This is a genomic window from Kitasatospora sp. NPDC059577, assembly GCF_042735475.1.
GTDB lineage: Bacteria > Actinomycetota > Actinomycetes > Streptomycetales > Streptomycetaceae > Kitasatospora.
Map to the genome: position 1 here is coordinate 1 of NZ_JBHWBZ010000046.1, position 15,061 is coordinate 15,061.

Below are 15,061 nucleotides of genomic sequence, written 5' to 3' on the forward strand. Positions count from 1 at the left end.
GCGCGGGGCCGGGGCCCCACCCCGTGGGGGCCCGGCTGCTACAGAACACGCTCCGGTAACGAGTCGATTATGGTCGGGAAGTGCGAGAACGACCGGCCGGTCGCGCCCGGGCCGCCCTGGAACAGGGTGTCGCCGGTGAAGACGGTGCCCAGGCCGGGCGCGTACAGGCAGACCGCGCCCGGGGCGTGGCCCGGGGTGTGCAGGACGGTCAGCTCGGTGCCGGCCACCTCGATCCGCTGGCCGTCGGCGAGTTCGCCGTCCGGGAGGCGGTCGGGGTGGGTGAGCTTCCACAGCGGCAGGTCGTCCGGGTGCAGCAGGATCGGCGCGCCGGTCCGGTCGGCGAGGTCCGGGGCCGCGTCGACGTGGTCGTTGTGCGCGTGCGTGGAGACGATCGCCCGCAGGCGGCGCCCGCCGAGTGCGGCCTCGATGGCCCCGGCGTCGTGCGCGGCGTCGATCACCACCGCCTCCTCGTCGTCGCCGACGATCCAGACGTTGTTCTCCACCTCCCAGCTGCCGCCGTCGAGTTCGAAGGTCCCGGCGGTCACCAGCCGGTCGACGCGGGGGGCGCTCACAGGACCACCACCGAACGCAGGACGTCGCCCTGGTGCATCCGCTCGAAGGCCTGCTCCACCGCGTCGAGCTCGATCGTCTCGGTGACGAAGGCGCGCAGGTCCAGTCGGCCCTGGAGGTAGAGGTCGATGAGCATCGGGAAGTCCCGCGAGGGCAGGCAGTCGCCGTACCAGGAGGACTTCAGGGCGCCGCCGCGGCCGAAGACGTCGAGCAGCGGGAGTTCCAGCTTCATCTCCGGGGTCGGCACGCCGACCAGGACGACGGTGCCGGCCAGGTCGCGGGCGTAGAAGGCCTGCCGGTAGGTCTCGGGCCGGCCGACGGCCTCGACGACCACGTCCGCGCCGTTGCCGCCGGTCAGTTCGCGGATGGCCTCGACCGGGTCGGTGGTACGGGAGTTGACGGTGTGGGTGGCGCCGAGCGTGCGGGCGGTCTCCAGCTTGCGGTCGTCGATGTCGACGGCGATGATCTTCGACGCGCCCGCCAGCCGGGAGCCCATCACGGCCGCGCCGCCGACGCCGCCGCAGCCGATGACGGCGACCGAGTCGCCGCGGCCCACGTTGCCGGTGTTGATCGCGGCGCCGAGGCCCGCCATCACGCCGCAGCCCAGCAGGCCGGCGACGGCCGGCTCGGCCGCCGGGTCGACCTTGGTGCACTGGCCGGCCGCGACCAGGGTCTTCTCGGCGAACGCGCCGATGCCCAGCGCCGGGGACAGCTCGGTGCCGTCCAGCAGCGTCATCCTCTGCCGGGCGTTGTGGGTGTCGAAGCAGTACTGCGGGCGCCCGCGCCTGCAGGCGCGGCACTGGCCGCACACCGCGCGCCAGTTGAGGACCACGAAGTCGCCGGGCGCGACCTCGGTGACGCCCTCGCCGACGGACTCCACGATGCCCGCGGCCTCGTGGCCGAGCAGGAACGGGAACTCGTCGTTGATGCCCCCCTCCCGGTAGTGGAGGTCGGTGTGGCAGACGCCGCAAGCCTGGATCCGGACCACCGCCTCACCCGGACCGGGGTCCGGGACCACGATCGTGGTCACCTCCACGGGCGCGCCCTTGGCGCGCGCGATCACTGCCTTGACCTGCTGGGCCATCCGATTCCACCTCCGACGGCCGGTGCCGCTCCGCACCGGCTTGACCTGCGACGACAGCCTGCAGACGGACTGCAGGCGCACTGCCCACGAAGCGTAGCGCCCACGCCCCCGACCACCTGCGGAGCGGGCGGGGTGATCCGCGGCGATCCGGCGCACCGGCCGTGCCGCCGGCGGGGCGGGCCGACGTTCCGCCACCTCACGGCGCCTCACCCGGCACATGCCGGAGGCCTACCCGGAGGCACCTCGCCGCGGCCCCGACGGCGGGGGCGCACAGGCGGCGCTGAGCGCCCGTCAGCGCGCCTCGAACTGCCCTGAAAGCACCGGTGTTGGCTGGAAGTCCCGCAGACGGGCGCCCCGCGGCCCACGTACGGTCGTAGCAGAGACGGTCCACGCGACCACGCTCAGCACACCCGCCCCACCCGACGGCGCGCCACCGCGCGCCGCCCGTGCCCGGCGCGTACCGACCGTACGCCCCCGCACATTTCGCGCCACCCCGCAGCAGATGCCCGACCCGCCCCGGCCCGTGTCGAGCCGCCCAGCCGGCCGCACCACCCGTCCCCCGCGCCATCCTCGGATCCACCCCCCGTCGGACCGCCCCGCGCGGTCCATCGCCCTGGAGTCTGGAGTACGGATGTCCACCGAGAACAGTGCGACCGGCACCGCCCCGCTTCCCCCGCTGCACTGCCTGCGCCACCTGGAACCCGGTCCGCCCCGGCTCGCCGCACTGCCCACCGGCACGCCGGTCTGGCTGGTCAGCCGGCACGCCGACGTGCGGCAGGTGCTGACGGACCCCCGCCTGGGCCGCGCCCCGCTCTACGCGCCGGACGCGCCGCCGGTCACGGTCACGCCCAACATCCTGGACGACCCGCAGAGCATGCTGAACATCGACGGCACCGAGCACCAGCGGCTGCGCCGCACCGTGCAGCGGGCCTTCACCCCGCGCGCGATAGCCCGCTGGAAGCCGTGGGTGGCCTCGGTCGTCGAGTCGCTCATCGACGAGCTGATCGACCACGGCTCCCCCGCCGACATCGTCGCCGCCTACACCCGCCCGCTGCCGGTCGCGGTGATCAGCCGGCTGATGGGCCTGGACAACCTGGACGGCAAGCGGCTCGCCCACTGGAGCGACCACGCGCTGTCCACCACCGCCTACTCCGCCGAAGCGATCGTCACCGCGATGACCGAGTTCGCCGCCTTCGGCGCCGGGGTGATCGCCGAGCGCCGCGCCGAGCCCGGCGACGACCTGGTCAGCAGTCTGCTGGCGGCCGCCGCCGAGGACGGTTCGATCACCGAGGCCCAGCTGGTCGCGCTGGTCATCGGCCTCGTCGTGGCCGGTCACGAGACCACCATGACCAGCCTCGGCAACGCCCTGGTCTACCTGCTCGGCGACGGGCGCGAGGCCTGGCAGCAGCTCGCCTCCGACGAGGCCAGCGCCGCCGCCGCGACCGAGCAGCTGCTGCGCGCCGTTCCGCTCGGCGACGCCCACGAGCACATGCCCGGGCTGATGCGCCGCACCGTCGAGGACGTGGAGATCGGCGGGGTGTCCATCCCGGCCGGCAGCGTGGTCGCCGCCGACACCGCCGCCGCCAACCAGGACCCGGAGGTCTTCACCGGGGACCTGCGCACCGAGCTGTTCTCCCCGCTGGCCGCACCCATGCTGACCTTCGGCGCCGGGCCGCACCACTGCCTGGGCGCCTGGCTGGCCCGGATGGAGCTGGAGCTGGCCCTGCACCGGCTGGCCCGCCGGCTGCCCGCCCTGCGGATCGCCGAGGCGGCCGAACGGATCGACTGGCGGCGCGGCCTGCTGACGCGCAGCCCGAACTCCCTGCAGGTGGCCTGGTGACGGGCCGGGCGGACACCGAGCCGGTGATCGTCCGGGTCGACCGGGACCGTTGCATCGGCTCCGGGATGTGCGCGCTCAGCGCCCCCGACTCGCTGGCCCTCGGCGCGGACGGACTGGCCGCACCCCTGGCCGCATTCGCCGACGGCGGAGCGGAGTTGACGGACGAGCTGGCCGAGGCGGTGGACTTCTGCCCGGTCGAGGCGCTCACCCTCCACTCGGCCCGCGGCGGCTACCGGATCGACCCGGCGGAGTGACCCGCTCCGGTGGTGCCCGCCGCCCGTCGCTCGCCACGAGCAGCGGGCGGCGCGGGCAGCACCGGACACCGGGCCCCGGACGGCCCCGACCGATGAGCCCGACTCATGGGTCGCCGAGCCCATCGATCCCGTTCGACGTTCCGCCGGCCGGTGAGCCGGCCCCCGTCGACGCCTCACCCCGGTGCCCGCCGGCGCCCCCGCCCCGGCCGACCGCCCCGACGCCCGTCCTGACGGCGCCCGGCGTCGCACCCGGGTCACACCCGGCCTCAGCCGATCGCCACCGCCGTGCCCGAGACCCGCACCCGCGCGTCCTCCGCCCGCAGTTCGACCCGCAGCACGCCCGGGCGGCCCAGGTCCTCGCCCTGGTGCAGCGTCAGCACCGCCGGGGCCGCCACCGCGCCCAGCTCCCGCAGGTACGCACCGAATGCGGCCGCGGCGGCGCCGGTGGCCGGGTCCTCGACCACGCCGCCGACCGGGAAGGGGTCGCGGACGTGGAAGACCTCGGGGGCCTCGCGCCAGACCAGCTGGAGGGTGGTGAGGTCGCGGGCCCGCATGTGGTCCGCCAGGCCGTCGAAGTCGTAGTCGAGGCGGGCCAGTCGCGCGCGGGTGCCGACGGCGAGGACGAGGTGCCGGGCGCCGGCGTAGGCGATCCGCGGCGGCAGTGCCGGGTCCAGGTCGGCGGCGGACCAGCCGAGCAGGGCCAGTGCCTCCTCGACGTCGGCCGCGAGGACCTCCTCGACCTTCGGTTCGACGCTGGTGAGGGTCGCCCGCAGCAGCCCGTCGGTGTCGCGCTCGACCTCGACCGGGACGTCACCGGCAGCCGTCACGAAGACGTACCGGCCGGGGCCGGTGCGCTCGGCGAGGGCGACCGCGGAGGCGACCGTCGCGTGCCCGCAGAACGGGACCTCCGCGAGCGGGCTGAAGTACCGCACCCGGTAGGCCCCTTCGGCCGGGCCCGCGGTCAGGAAGGCGGTCTCGGAGTAGCCGATGTCGGCGGCCAGGGCGAGCATCCGCCGGTCGGTCAGCCCAGTGGCGTCGAGCACCACGCCCGCCGGGTTGCCGCCCTCGGGGCGGGTGGCGAAGGCGGCGTAGCGAAGGATCCCGGGCGTGGGGGCGGCGGTGGCCGCGTCGTCGGTCATGCCCGGACGAACGCGTTCCACCCGGCCGCTGTTCCCTCCCGCGCGCCGGATCACCTCAGCACCGCCTCCAGGAAGTCCGAGCCGAGCCGGGCGCTGCCCGCCAGGTCCAGCTGGTAGAGCATGTACCGCCCGCGCCGCTGGGTCGTGAGCAGCCCGGCCTTGCGCAGCACGGCCAGGTGGCGGGAGACCTCGGGGGCGCTCAGCTGCCAGGCGGAGGCGAGTTCGCCGGTGGTGTGCGGACCGCGGGCCATGGTGCGGGCGAGACGCAGCCGGACGGGGTGGGCGAGCGCCTCCAGTCGCTGCTGGACGAGGGCGAGGGAGACCGGCTCGGGCAGGCCGGCCTCGGCGACCGGGTACTGGAGGACGGGCCGCCAGCCGGGGGCGTAGACCACCAGCAGGTGGGGGCGGCCGAAGGCGGTGGGGATGAAGGTGACGCCCCCGCTGTCGACGGCACTGGTGGTGCTGTCCTGCAGCTTGTCGATGACGATCCGTCGCCGCCCGTCGCCGCCCTGGTCGAAGGTGACGGACGGGGAGACGGCGGCCAGTGTCTCGCCGAGGCCCCGGCGGGCCAGCAGGTCGGTCTTGTGCCGGGCGTCGGCGGCGAGGGCGGGCAGCACGCGCTGCCAGGCGTCGGTGAAGAACGCGGAGGCGCAGTCCTCCAGCATCCGGCGCACCAGGGCCCGGACCGTGGGCGGGTCGGCGAGCAGCCGGTCGGCGAACGCGGCCTGCCGGGGGCCGCGGGCGAGGGCGAGTTCGCGGGCGCGTTCGTTGGCGGCGGGGTCGGTGAGCGGGGAGGCGGTGCGCGGGTTGAGCCGGGAGGAACCGCAGGTGGTGATGAGGGCGCCGGCCACGAACAGCTCGTCGTCGATCCGGTCGACGGCGTCGAGTTCCTCGGCGAGGGTGGCGCCGGGCAGCCCGGGGACGAGGAAGTCGGCACGCGAGGAGCGCCAGAGGAAGTCGGCCTCCAGCAGTCGCTCGGCCAGTTCGGGCGGGATCGACGCGGTGGTGCTGCTCGCCCAGCCGTGCAGCGCGGGGTGGTGCGCCGGCTCGGCGAGCACGTGCAGCATGGCGTTCAGCTCGGCGAGCGGGGAGGGCGTGAAGAGCAGGCGCTCGTCGGGCAGGCCGCTGATGTCGATGGTCACGCTCATGCGTCCGCCCCGCTGCTCTCGGCGGGGGCGTCCGCCCGCGCGCCGTTCCCGATGGTCCGTCCGTTCGGCCCGTACGGCCCGTACGGCCCGTACCGCGCTTTCCGCTCGCTCCCCGCGCTCCCCGCGCTCCACTCGCTCACGCAGCAGATCCTGTCACCCGTTCCGGCGACGTCCGCCACCGATTGACGGGAACCGTCAATCGACGTGCCAGGGGGCCCGGCCCGGGCGGACGGTACCGGTCATGAGCCTGATCCAGGAGAAGTCCGTCCATGACCACGCCGCCGTCCGCGACGGCGGGCCGCCCGCCCCGCCGATCGGCGCGGGCCGCCGGGGCCCGTCCGCGCTGCTGGGCCTGCTGACCGCCGCCGGCGGTCCCCGGTACGCCGTCGCGCTGGCGGTGGACGCCGTGGGCGGCGGCATGCTGCGGCCGTTCCTGCTGCTGTACGGCGTCGGCATGCTGCACCTGGGGGCGGGGGCGGTCGGGCTGGCGCTGTCGGCCGGGATGGTGGCGGGCCTGCTGGTGGTGCCGCTGACCGGCCGCTGGATCGACCGGGGCGCCCGCACGCTCCCGGCGGCCGTCACCCTCCTGCTGCGGGCGGCGGGCGCGCTGGCGCTGCTGCGCGCCGACGGCCTGCCGGGGTTCACGGCGGCGGCGGTGCTGTTCGGGGTGGGCAGCCAGTCCTGGCCGACCACGCACGCGGCGGTGGTGAGCACCCTGACGGACGGGCGGCTGCGGGACGCGGCGCTCGCCGCCGGGCGGTCGGTGCGCAACGCGGGGCTGGGCGTGGGCGCGCTGCTGGCCACGGTGGCGGTGAGCGGCGGGGCGGGGGCGATCCGGCTGCTGGCCGGGGTGACCGGCGCGGCCTGCCTGGGCGCGGCCGCACTGGTGGGCTCGCTGCGGGTGCGGGCCGACCGGCAGGCTCCGCGGCGGGCGGCGCAGGACGGCCCCGCGGAGGGGAGCGCACCGCTGCGCCGGATCAGCCTGCTGAGCCTCGCCAACCTGCCGTACGCGTTCTGCTTCGACGTGCTGGAGGTGGCGCTGCCCGCGCTGCTGGTGCTGCAGCTGCACGCGTCCCCGGCCTGGTCCTCGGGCCTGTTCGTGGGCAACACGGTGCTGGTGATCGCCCTGCAGCTGGCGCTGGTGCTGCGGCTGGCGGACCGTCCGCGGCGGGCCGTGCTGGCGGCCTCGGGGGCGCTGCTGTCGGTCTCGTACCTGGGTTTCTGGGCGGCCGGGGCGCTCGGCGGAGCACCGGGGGCGGCGGGCATCGCGGTGGTCGCGGTGCTGTACACGCTGGGCGAGATCCTCTACACCGGCTCGGGGACGGCGCTGGTGGCGGCCGTCGCCCCGCCGCACCTGCTCGGGCGGGCGCTGGCGCGCTGGGAGCTGTCGATGGGGGTGGGCCGGGCGGCCGCGCCGGCGGTGCTGACGGCGCTGCTCGCGGCCGGTCCGGGCGCGCTGTGGGTGCCGCTCGCCGCCGCCACCGCGCTGGGAGCGCTGGCGGTGCTGCGGCTGGGCCCGGCGCAGTAGGAGCGGCCCGGTGGGATGATCGGCCCCATGGCCCTGACCCCGTACCAGCAGCACCTGCGCGACCGGATCCTGGCCGCCGCGGTGACCGCTCCGCCGGAGCCGTGGCGGCCGGTCGGCCACGGCACGATCGCGGTCGGCGGGCTGCTCGGCATCGGCTTCGCCGTCCACCCGGAGAGCGGGCACGACCTGGTGCTGACCGTGTCGCACGGCGGCCACGGCCTGTTCGACGCGGTGACGGGCCTCAAGCTGGCGCGCGACCACGAGCCGGACGAGGACCCGGACGGCCCGGACCTCTGCTGCCCCGGCCTCGGCCAGGTCACGGACGTGCGGATCCCGGTGGCCGGGTCGTGGGGCGGCGGTCTGCACACCGGCGCCGAGGGCGGCTGGCACGTGGAGGTCGCCGCCCCGGAGTGGCCGCACCACCGGGTGCTGCTCGCGACCGGCCGGGGGCCGTGGCAGGGCGAGCACGGCGAGAGCTGGTGGCAGGTCTTCGACTCCGGCTGGTCGACCCTGCGCGCCGCCGGCTTCTCCCCCACCGGCCGGACCCTCGCGGTGGCCACCAGCAGTGACCTCACGCTCTGGACGCGCGCCTGACACCGGCGTCCTCCGGATGCGGGCGCGACACCCAGCACCGATGCTGGCGGCGAGGCACGCCCGGCCCCGCGGAAGGAAACCCGACGTGAGCGCACTCGACTTCGAGATCGTCGACGGCCCCGACAGCTCGCTGAACAAGACCTCCGTCCTGGTCACCGGGCCGCGGGACGCCCTGCTGGTCGACGCCGGGTTCACCCGCTCCGACGGCCGCCGCCTGGTCGAACGGGTCAGGGCCACCGGCAAGCGGCTGACCACCGTGTTCGTCAGCCACGGCGACCCGGACTTCTACTTCGGCGCCCAGGAAGTGCAGGACGCCTTCCCGCAGGCCCGCTTCCTGGCCACCGCCTCGACCGTCGAGCACATCCAGGAGACCTTCGACGACAAGCTGCGCGCCTGGTCCCACCTGGGCCCCGAGTTGCCCACCCGGCTGGTCCGCCCGGAGGTGCTGCCCGGGGACGAGCTCGTCTTCGAGGGCCACCGGTTCGAGCTGCGCGGCGCCGACTTCCACCTCCCGGACCGGCACTACCTCTGGCAGCACCACCACCGAGCCGTGCTCGGCGGGGTGCTGCTCTTCGAGGGCCTGCACGTGTGGACGGCCGACACCCCGGGCCCGGCCCAACGGGCCGCCTGGATCGACCTGCTGGACGGCATCGAGGCGCTCCACCCGACCTGGGTGGCGGCCGGCCACCGGGTCGCCGGCGCGCCCACCGACCTGAACGCCGTCGACCACACCCGTGCCTACCTGCGCGCCTTCGAGACCGAGATCGGCCGGGCCGCGGACGCGTCCGCCGCCAAGGAGGCGCTGGAGCGCCGCTTCCCGGAGCTGGGGCTGCGGATCGCGGTGGACATCGGCACCAAGGTCGTCATGGGCGAGATGGCGTGGGGGTGAGCGAACGATGATCGAGATCCCCCGGGACGTCGCCGCCTTCGCCGAGTCCACCGCTCCCGCCGACGTGGTCCGCCGCCAGTACCTGGCCTCCGCGCGGGGCGACCTGGCCGCGCTGCGCGCCACGCTCGCCGAGGACGTCGAGTGGACCGAGATGGCCGGTTTCCCGCTGGCCGGCACCTACCGCACCCCCAAGGGCGTCACCGCCAACGTGATGGAGCGGCTGGCCGCCGAGTGGGACGGCTGGACGGCGCACGACGACACCTACGTGGTGGACGGCGAGGACGTCGTGGTGCTGGCCCGCTACACGGCCGTCCACAGGACCACCGGAAAACCGCTCGCGGTCCGGGTCGCCCACCACTTCACCGTGCGCGGCGGCCGGATCGTGCGCTTCGAGCAGTTCACCGACACCGCGCTGGTCAGGGACGCGATGACCCCGTAGCCACCGGCCCGCCGCCCGGCCCACCCGTTCACCCGTACGGGCGAGCGAGGCGCGGCGCGCCCGGCGCGGCCTCGACACACCACCCGGACGGCGGCAGGCTGGCCCCGCATCCACGGCCGGACTACGAGGAGTCGAGCATGGCGGGCACGGACAGCGGCACCACCGGAACCGGCGGCGGGCAGGAGCGCCCGATCGTGATCGTCGGCGCCTCCCTGGGCGGCGCGAAGGCCGCCGAGGCGCTGCGCGGGGCCGGGTGGGAGGGCGGCATCGTCCTGATCGGCGAGGAGCACGAGCGCCCGTACGAGCGGCCGCCGCTGTCCAAGGGCTACCTGCTCGGCAAGGACGCCCGGGAGAAGATCTACGTCCACCCGCCGCAGTGGTACGCCGAGCACGACGTCACGCTGCGCCTGGGCACGGCGGTGGCCTCGATCGACCCGGCCGGGCACACCGTGACGCTCGCCGACGACGGTCGGGTGGAGTACGCGAAGCTGCTGCTGACCACCGGCTCGGTGCCGCGCCGCCTGCCGGTGCCGGGCGCGGACCAGGACGGCGTGCTGTACCTGCGCCGGGTCGACGACAGCGACCGGATCAAGGCGGCGCTGCGGCCGGGCGCCCGGATCGTGGTGATCGGCGCGGGCTGGATCGGCCTGGAGGTGGCGGCCGCGGCCCGGACGGCCGGCGCCGAGGTGACGGTGCTGGAGTCGCTCGAACTGCCGCTGCTGCGGGTACTCGGCCGGGAGGTCGCCGAGGTCTTCGCCGACCTCCACCGGGAGCACGGGGTGGACCTGCGCTTCGGCGTCCAGGTGACCGAACTGACCGGCGACGGCGGCACGGTGACCGGCGTCGTGCTCGCCGACGGGACGACGGTGGCGGCCGACGCGGTCGTCGTGGGCATCGGCATCGTCCCCGCCACCGGGCTCGCCGAGGCGGCCGGGCTGGAGGTCGACAACGGCATCAAGACCGACCGGCACCTGCGCACCTCGGACCCGGACGTCTACGCGGCCGGCGACGTCGCCAACGCCTACCACCCGCTGTTCGGCAAGCACATCCGGGTCGAGCACTGGGCCAACGCCCTGAACCAGCCGCAGACCGCCGCCCGCGCCCTGCTCGGGCAGGCGGACGCGGTCCACGACCGGGTCCCGTACTTCTTCTCCGATGCGGAGTGGACACCCCGGCATCCTAACGAGCCGGTGGCCTCGCGGGACAAGCTGAGCATGGAATACCTCGGCTACGTCGAGCCCGACGGCTACGACCAGGTCGTGTTCCGAGGCGACGTGAAGGCCAACGAGTTCATCGCGTTCTGGCTCAAGGACGGCCGCGTCCTCGCCGGCATGAACATGAACATCTGGGACGTCACCGACCCGATCCGCGACCTGATCGTCTCCAAGCGCGTGGTGGACGCCGACCGCCTGGCGAACCCGAACGTCCCCCTCGGCGAGGTCTGAGACCCGACAGGAGCCCTGGCCGACGAGCAGCCAACCTATCTTCGCCGCGAGCCGCACGAACGGGCCGGTTCGGTGGTCAGGGCTCCATCCGGCGGGCGTACAACCCTCGCCTAGTAGGGAGAAACAGTGTCGCGCGACCCATCCGGCCACTTGACCCCCGCCCGGCCATAGCCATGGCTGCACGTCAGACTGTAGACAGCCCGCGCTGTTCGTTCACTGAAATGCACCTCAGACACGGTGGTGAACGACGCGTGATCCCCAGCGAGTCCCCCCGACTCGGTCTCGGCTACTCCAGGGAGCGATCGCCACTCCCGTCTCAGGGTCCAGCTCGGCACCACACCGGAACTGCGATCCTGGCCGCCCAAGAGGGCAACCGCCACCACCCTCCGGCGCTGGGTGCGCGGACAGCCCGGCATCGCGTTGCGATCCTCGGCCGCCCGGAAGAGCGACCGCCACCGGCCAGGGCTTGGTACTCCTGCACGCCGGCGACGTTGTTGCGATCCTCGGCCGCCCCGGAGGGCGACCGCCACGGTGCCGGGTATGTCGAGTTGGGCGATGAGGGCGGCGTTGCGATCCTCGGCCGCCCCGGAGGGCAACCGTCACTTGGTGGTAGCGGGTCAGGTCGCCGATCGGGTGGGCCGGTCTGGACGGCGGAATCTCGGTGCAGCCATCGTCGGTCAGCATCGCGCTCAGCTCGGCCGTGATCGCTTCGAGCCTTTAGACGATCCCGGGCCACCCCGCTCATCAGCCAGAATTCCGCAGTGTGGCCAGCCGGTCACTCCGCGGCTCGGCGCCGCTGGCCGCATACCTTTCGTGTCGCAGCGGTCCAGTATTTTTCGTTAACGAACATACTGTTGACAATTTTTGGGGCGCGTCATCCACTGGAGGTGTGATGGTTTTGCGCACAACTCGGGAGGACCCTCATGATGACCTCAACGAATGGCCCACACATCCTGGTCGTGGGGGATCAGACCATCGATTGGGCCGTCATCCCAGAAACCGGCTTTCGTAGCGCCGATTCCGACGACCGCTTAGCGGCCAGAGTCAAGCTTTACTGGCACAAGGGCGGGATATTCGCCATAGCCAAAATGCTCAACGACTCACCCCCTCCCGGCTCCACAGGGGACATCGCAATCCGCCCGAATCTCCCATCCCCCGACAGCCTCACACCGTACGACAGTGGGTACAATTATTCCTTCGCAATGCTCCGTGGTTATGGAACGAATGAGAAGAGTAAGCCATATCGCATTTCCAACCACCTCGGTTTCTTGAGAAGCATCAAGCCCGCCCAGCAACCATATGCAGACATCGGCACACCCAGCATCGTGGTCATCGCCGACTGCGCACTCGGATTCCGCGACGATCCATACGCCATATGGGAGAGCATAAGCCACCTCAACCCGAAGCCCTGGATCGTCCTGAAAATGAGTTATGCCATCGCGAAGGGTGATCTCTGGAAGCTGCTCGAAGAGGAGCTCGCCAAAAGCACCAGCTGGCTCCACGAAAGGCTTGTCACACTGACGACGGCCACCCGGCTCCGCGAAGCTGGGGCAAGCATCAGCAGGGATCGGTCCTGGGACCTCTCCGTCAAGGATGTCGTCAGGGAGATCCGCGCCAACGGCGAAGGGTTCGGCCTCAACAAGCTTCCTCACCTGATCGTTTCGTTCGGCCCGACCGGAGCGCTATGGCTTGATCATTACACGGAAGCCGAGCTCGTACATAATTCCAGGCTGATGGCCGGTGAATGGGCGGCTGAAAATAACAAGGGCATGATGTTCGGCTACGGCATGACCATGTGTGCCAGTGTAGCGCGCGAGATTCTCCGAGCAGACTCTGCGCACGAAAGCCCGGAATATATAGAGTCCATAAAGGGCGGGCTTTACGCGATGCAGGATCTGTACAATAAGGGGTTTCACCTCGACGAGAAGGAGCCGATTTTCGAGCTACCCAAGCTCTCGTTCGCCCCTCCAGATCAAGACAATCCCATAATATCGGACAAGGTAACAACGGACAAATCAACCAAGAAGGTCTGCTCCCCTTTGATGGGAGAACCAGACAAGAGACTCGAGGACCGCAGCGACTACTTGATAAAAGTGGCCCTCCAGGGAAGCGATGCAATTACCAAGGGGCCGATCGCCAGGTTCGGCAATCTGGTGGCTGTGGAGAGCTCGGAGATCAAGAGCCTTCACACCTTCTACAATCTCGTGGAAAATTACTGCGGCAACGACGATATCTCGCTCAAGCGAAAGCCCCTCGCAATAGCCGTGTTCGGGGAACCAGGCTCCGGGAAGGGCTACGTGATCGAGCAGCTCGTCGAGCCCTGGACCAAGCGTCACATCATCCAGAAACTGGAGTACAACCTCTCCCAATTCAATTCGGCTTCCGATCTGGTGGGTGCCATGCACGAGATCCGGGACGTCGCCCTCGCCGGGAAGGTTCCGCTCGTACTGTGGGACGAATTTGACACACCACTGAACAACGCCCTGCTCGGCTGGCTCCGATATTTCCTCGCCCCGATTCAGGACGGAAAGTTTCAGCAGGAAGAGTCGTCCCACCTGATCGGGCCCTCCATTTTTGTTTTCGCCGGCGGCACCTTCCCGAACTACAGGAGCTTCCGCAGCAAGGTGGACCGCGATGCGAGCCCCGAATCCAAGGCCACCGATTTTGCCAGCCGGCTGCGCGGGCACATGGACATCGACGGGATCAATCCGAAGTATGAAGGGGCTCGTCCGGGTGCCCGCCTGATGCTCCGGCGCGCACTGGTGTTCCATTCATTGATGCACAAACATGAAGTGGCCAGGACAGAAAGTGGCGATTTCGACGTGGACCTCGGCATCTTGTGCGCATTTCTAGAAGTCCACAAATACCGGCATGACGTCCGCTCCATGGAAGCGATCATTCAGATGAGCAGACGCCAGAATAAGCAGCGGTTCGGCGAGTCCGACCTGCCCAGCAGGGATCAACTCGACATGCACGTCGAAACCGGGGAGGAATTCCTCAAGATCGTCCATAGTCATCCGGAGCGGAGACGCGAACCAGAAGTATCCCTCCTGATCACCCCACCCAGGAGCCCGTGAGCGTCTGGACGGTGCGGACATCGCATATTAGACAAATGGCAGAATATTCGACAACTCTACGGGACCGGAAAAACGCTGCCATTAAGACCGTGTCCTATGCGGTGAGGGCTCTTTGGTTGGGGCATGGGGCGGGGGTACGTGGAGTTGGATTTGTTCCGGACGGTCTGTGGGAGATCGCGAAGCTGTTGATCCCGCCAGACCGGGTGCGGCCGCAAGGCGGTGGGACACAGAACACGCCTGATGGGACGCTGTTCGCGGCGATCGTCTACGTGCTGGTCAGCGGCTGCGCATGGCGTGCACCGTCGCCCTTCTTCGGGGTCTCCAAGTCCACCGTTCACCGCCGGTTTGTCATCTGGTCGCGGGCCGGGGTGTGGGGCCGGCTGCAACTAAAGCGTGTCTCTTTGATGGGTTGAGCAGTTGATCGGATGCGTCTGTCCGGTTGGTGATCAGTGATGCGATGTGGGACCGGATCGGGCCGTTGATGCCAGCCGATCCGGTCCGTGTGCGGCGGTGGGCGGACCACCGCCGCACGCTTGAGGCGATCGCGTGGAAGTACCGCACCTGCTCGCCCTGGCGGGACCTGCCGGAGGAGCTCGGGCCGTTCCAGACCGCGCACAAGCGGCTGCTGCGGTGGGCGGTCGACGGGACGTGGCAGCGGATCTTCGCCGCCGTCCTAACCTCGGCCGACGCCGAGGACGAGGACGACATCGGCTGGACCGCCTCGGTGGACTCCACCGTGTGCCGGGCCCACCAGCACGCCGCCGGCGCCCGCAAAGGGTGACGGCGGCCGGGGCGAACCCGCCGACCATGCCGTCGGCCGCTCGCGCGGGGGCCTGAGCACCAAAGTCCACCTGGCCAGCGACGCCCGGGCCCGCCCGCTCGCCCTCGTCGTGACGGCCGGGCAGGCTGGCGTCGCGCCCGCGTTCACGACCGTCATGGCCGCGATCCGCGTTCCCCGCAGGGGCCCCGGCCTGGCACGGTGATCGCGGTTGGGCCGGACTACCCCCCCCGCGTCCGCCCCCACCCCCGCCGGCGCCCCCACCCCGCCGGCGAC

11 protein-coding genes and 3 pseudogenes are annotated in these 15,061 nt (G+C 71.8%); 10 read left to right on the forward strand and 4 right to left on the reverse strand.

Annotated features, from left to right (window positions below; all coding sequences use genetic code 11):
• Positions 1–41 precede the first annotated feature (41 nt).
• Both ACFV0O_RS28625 and ACFV0O_RS28630 read right to left on the reverse strand, forming a co-directional pair.
• A pseudogene (locus ACFV0O_RS28625) lies at positions 42–572 on the reverse strand (MBL fold metallo-hydrolase); the annotation flags it as partial.
• Positions 569–1,654, reverse strand: a complete 1,086-nt coding sequence (locus ACFV0O_RS28630; RefSeq protein ID WP_380346556.1) for an S-(hydroxymethyl)mycothiol dehydrogenase — start codon at positions 1,652–1,654, stop codon at positions 569–571. The pseudogene ACFV0O_RS28625 and the gene ACFV0O_RS28630, both read right to left, overlap by 4 nt.
• Positions 1,655–2,285: 631 nt before the next feature.
• Between ACFV0O_RS28630 and ACFV0O_RS28635 the strand changes: the two genes are divergently transcribed.
• On the forward strand, positions 2,286–3,494 hold the full coding sequence (locus ACFV0O_RS28635) for a cytochrome P450 (RefSeq protein WP_380346557.1): 1,209 nt from the start codon (positions 2,286–2,288) through the stop codon (positions 3,492–3,494).
• Complete coding sequence (locus tag ACFV0O_RS28640) at positions 3,491–3,748, forward strand: ferredoxin (RefSeq protein ID WP_380346558.1); 258 nt, start codon at positions 3,491–3,493, stop codon at positions 3,746–3,748. Before ACFV0O_RS28635 ends, ACFV0O_RS28640 begins: the two co-directional genes overlap by 4 nt.
• A 266-nt stretch (positions 3,749–4,014) precedes the next feature.
• On the opposite strand, the gene ACFV0O_RS28645 is transcribed toward ACFV0O_RS28640, so the two are convergent.
• Both ACFV0O_RS28645 and ACFV0O_RS28650 read right to left on the reverse strand, forming a co-directional pair.
• Positions 4,015–4,887 carry a PhzF family phenazine biosynthesis protein gene (locus ACFV0O_RS28645; RefSeq protein ID WP_380346559.1) on the reverse strand — a complete coding sequence of 291 codons (873 nt, stop codon included), beginning with the start codon at positions 4,885–4,887 and terminating at the stop codon, positions 4,015–4,017.
• 50 nt (positions 4,888–4,937) lie between these two features.
• Positions 4,938–6,035: a DUF5937 family protein gene (locus ACFV0O_RS28650; protein ID WP_380346560.1), complete on the reverse strand. Its 1,098-nt coding sequence runs from the start codon at positions 6,033–6,035 to the stop codon at positions 4,938–4,940.
• A 241-nt stretch (positions 6,036–6,276) separates the two neighbouring features.
• Here ACFV0O_RS28650 and ACFV0O_RS28655 point away from each other — a divergent pair, with 241 nt between their 5' ends.
• The 8 genes and pseudogenes from ACFV0O_RS28655 to ACFV0O_RS28690 all read left to right on the forward strand — a co-directional run.
• Positions 6,277–7,563, forward strand: a complete 1,287-nt coding sequence (locus ACFV0O_RS28655; protein WP_380346561.1) for an MFS transporter — start codon at positions 6,277–6,279, stop codon at positions 7,561–7,563.
• A 27-nt stretch (positions 7,564–7,590) separates the two neighbouring features.
• Positions 7,591–8,157, forward strand: a complete 567-nt coding sequence (locus ACFV0O_RS28660) for a hypothetical protein (protein ID WP_380346562.1) — start codon at positions 7,591–7,593, stop codon at positions 8,155–8,157.
• A gap of 85 nt (positions 8,158–8,242) precedes the next feature.
• The gene (locus ACFV0O_RS28665) at positions 8,243–9,046 is read left to right on the forward strand and encodes an MBL fold metallo-hydrolase (RefSeq protein WP_360261791.1); all 804 of its coding nucleotides are present in this window, start codon (positions 8,243–8,245) and stop codon (positions 9,044–9,046) included.
• 7 nt (positions 9,047–9,053) lie between these two features.
• Positions 9,054–9,485, forward strand: a complete 432-nt coding sequence (locus ACFV0O_RS28670; RefSeq protein ID WP_360261790.1) for a nuclear transport factor 2 family protein — start codon at positions 9,054–9,056, stop codon at positions 9,483–9,485.
• Between the two features lie 137 nt (positions 9,486–9,622).
• Positions 9,623–10,930, forward strand: a complete 1,308-nt coding sequence (locus ACFV0O_RS28675; RefSeq protein ID WP_380346563.1) for an NAD(P)/FAD-dependent oxidoreductase — start codon at positions 9,623–9,625, stop codon at positions 10,928–10,930.
• A gap of 923 nt (positions 10,931–11,853) precedes the next feature.
• Positions 11,854–14,007: a hypothetical protein gene (locus ACFV0O_RS28680; RefSeq protein WP_380346564.1), complete on the forward strand. Its 2,154-nt coding sequence runs from the start codon at positions 11,854–11,856 to the stop codon at positions 14,005–14,007.
• A 112-nt stretch (positions 14,008–14,119) separates the two neighbouring features.
• Positions 14,120–14,390: pseudogene (locus ACFV0O_RS28685) on the forward strand (transposase); the annotation flags it as partial.
• A 74-nt stretch (positions 14,391–14,464) separates the two neighbouring features.
• Positions 14,465–14,984: pseudogene (locus ACFV0O_RS28690) on the forward strand (IS5 family transposase); the annotation flags it as partial.
• Positions 14,985–15,061: the final 77 nt, after the last annotated feature.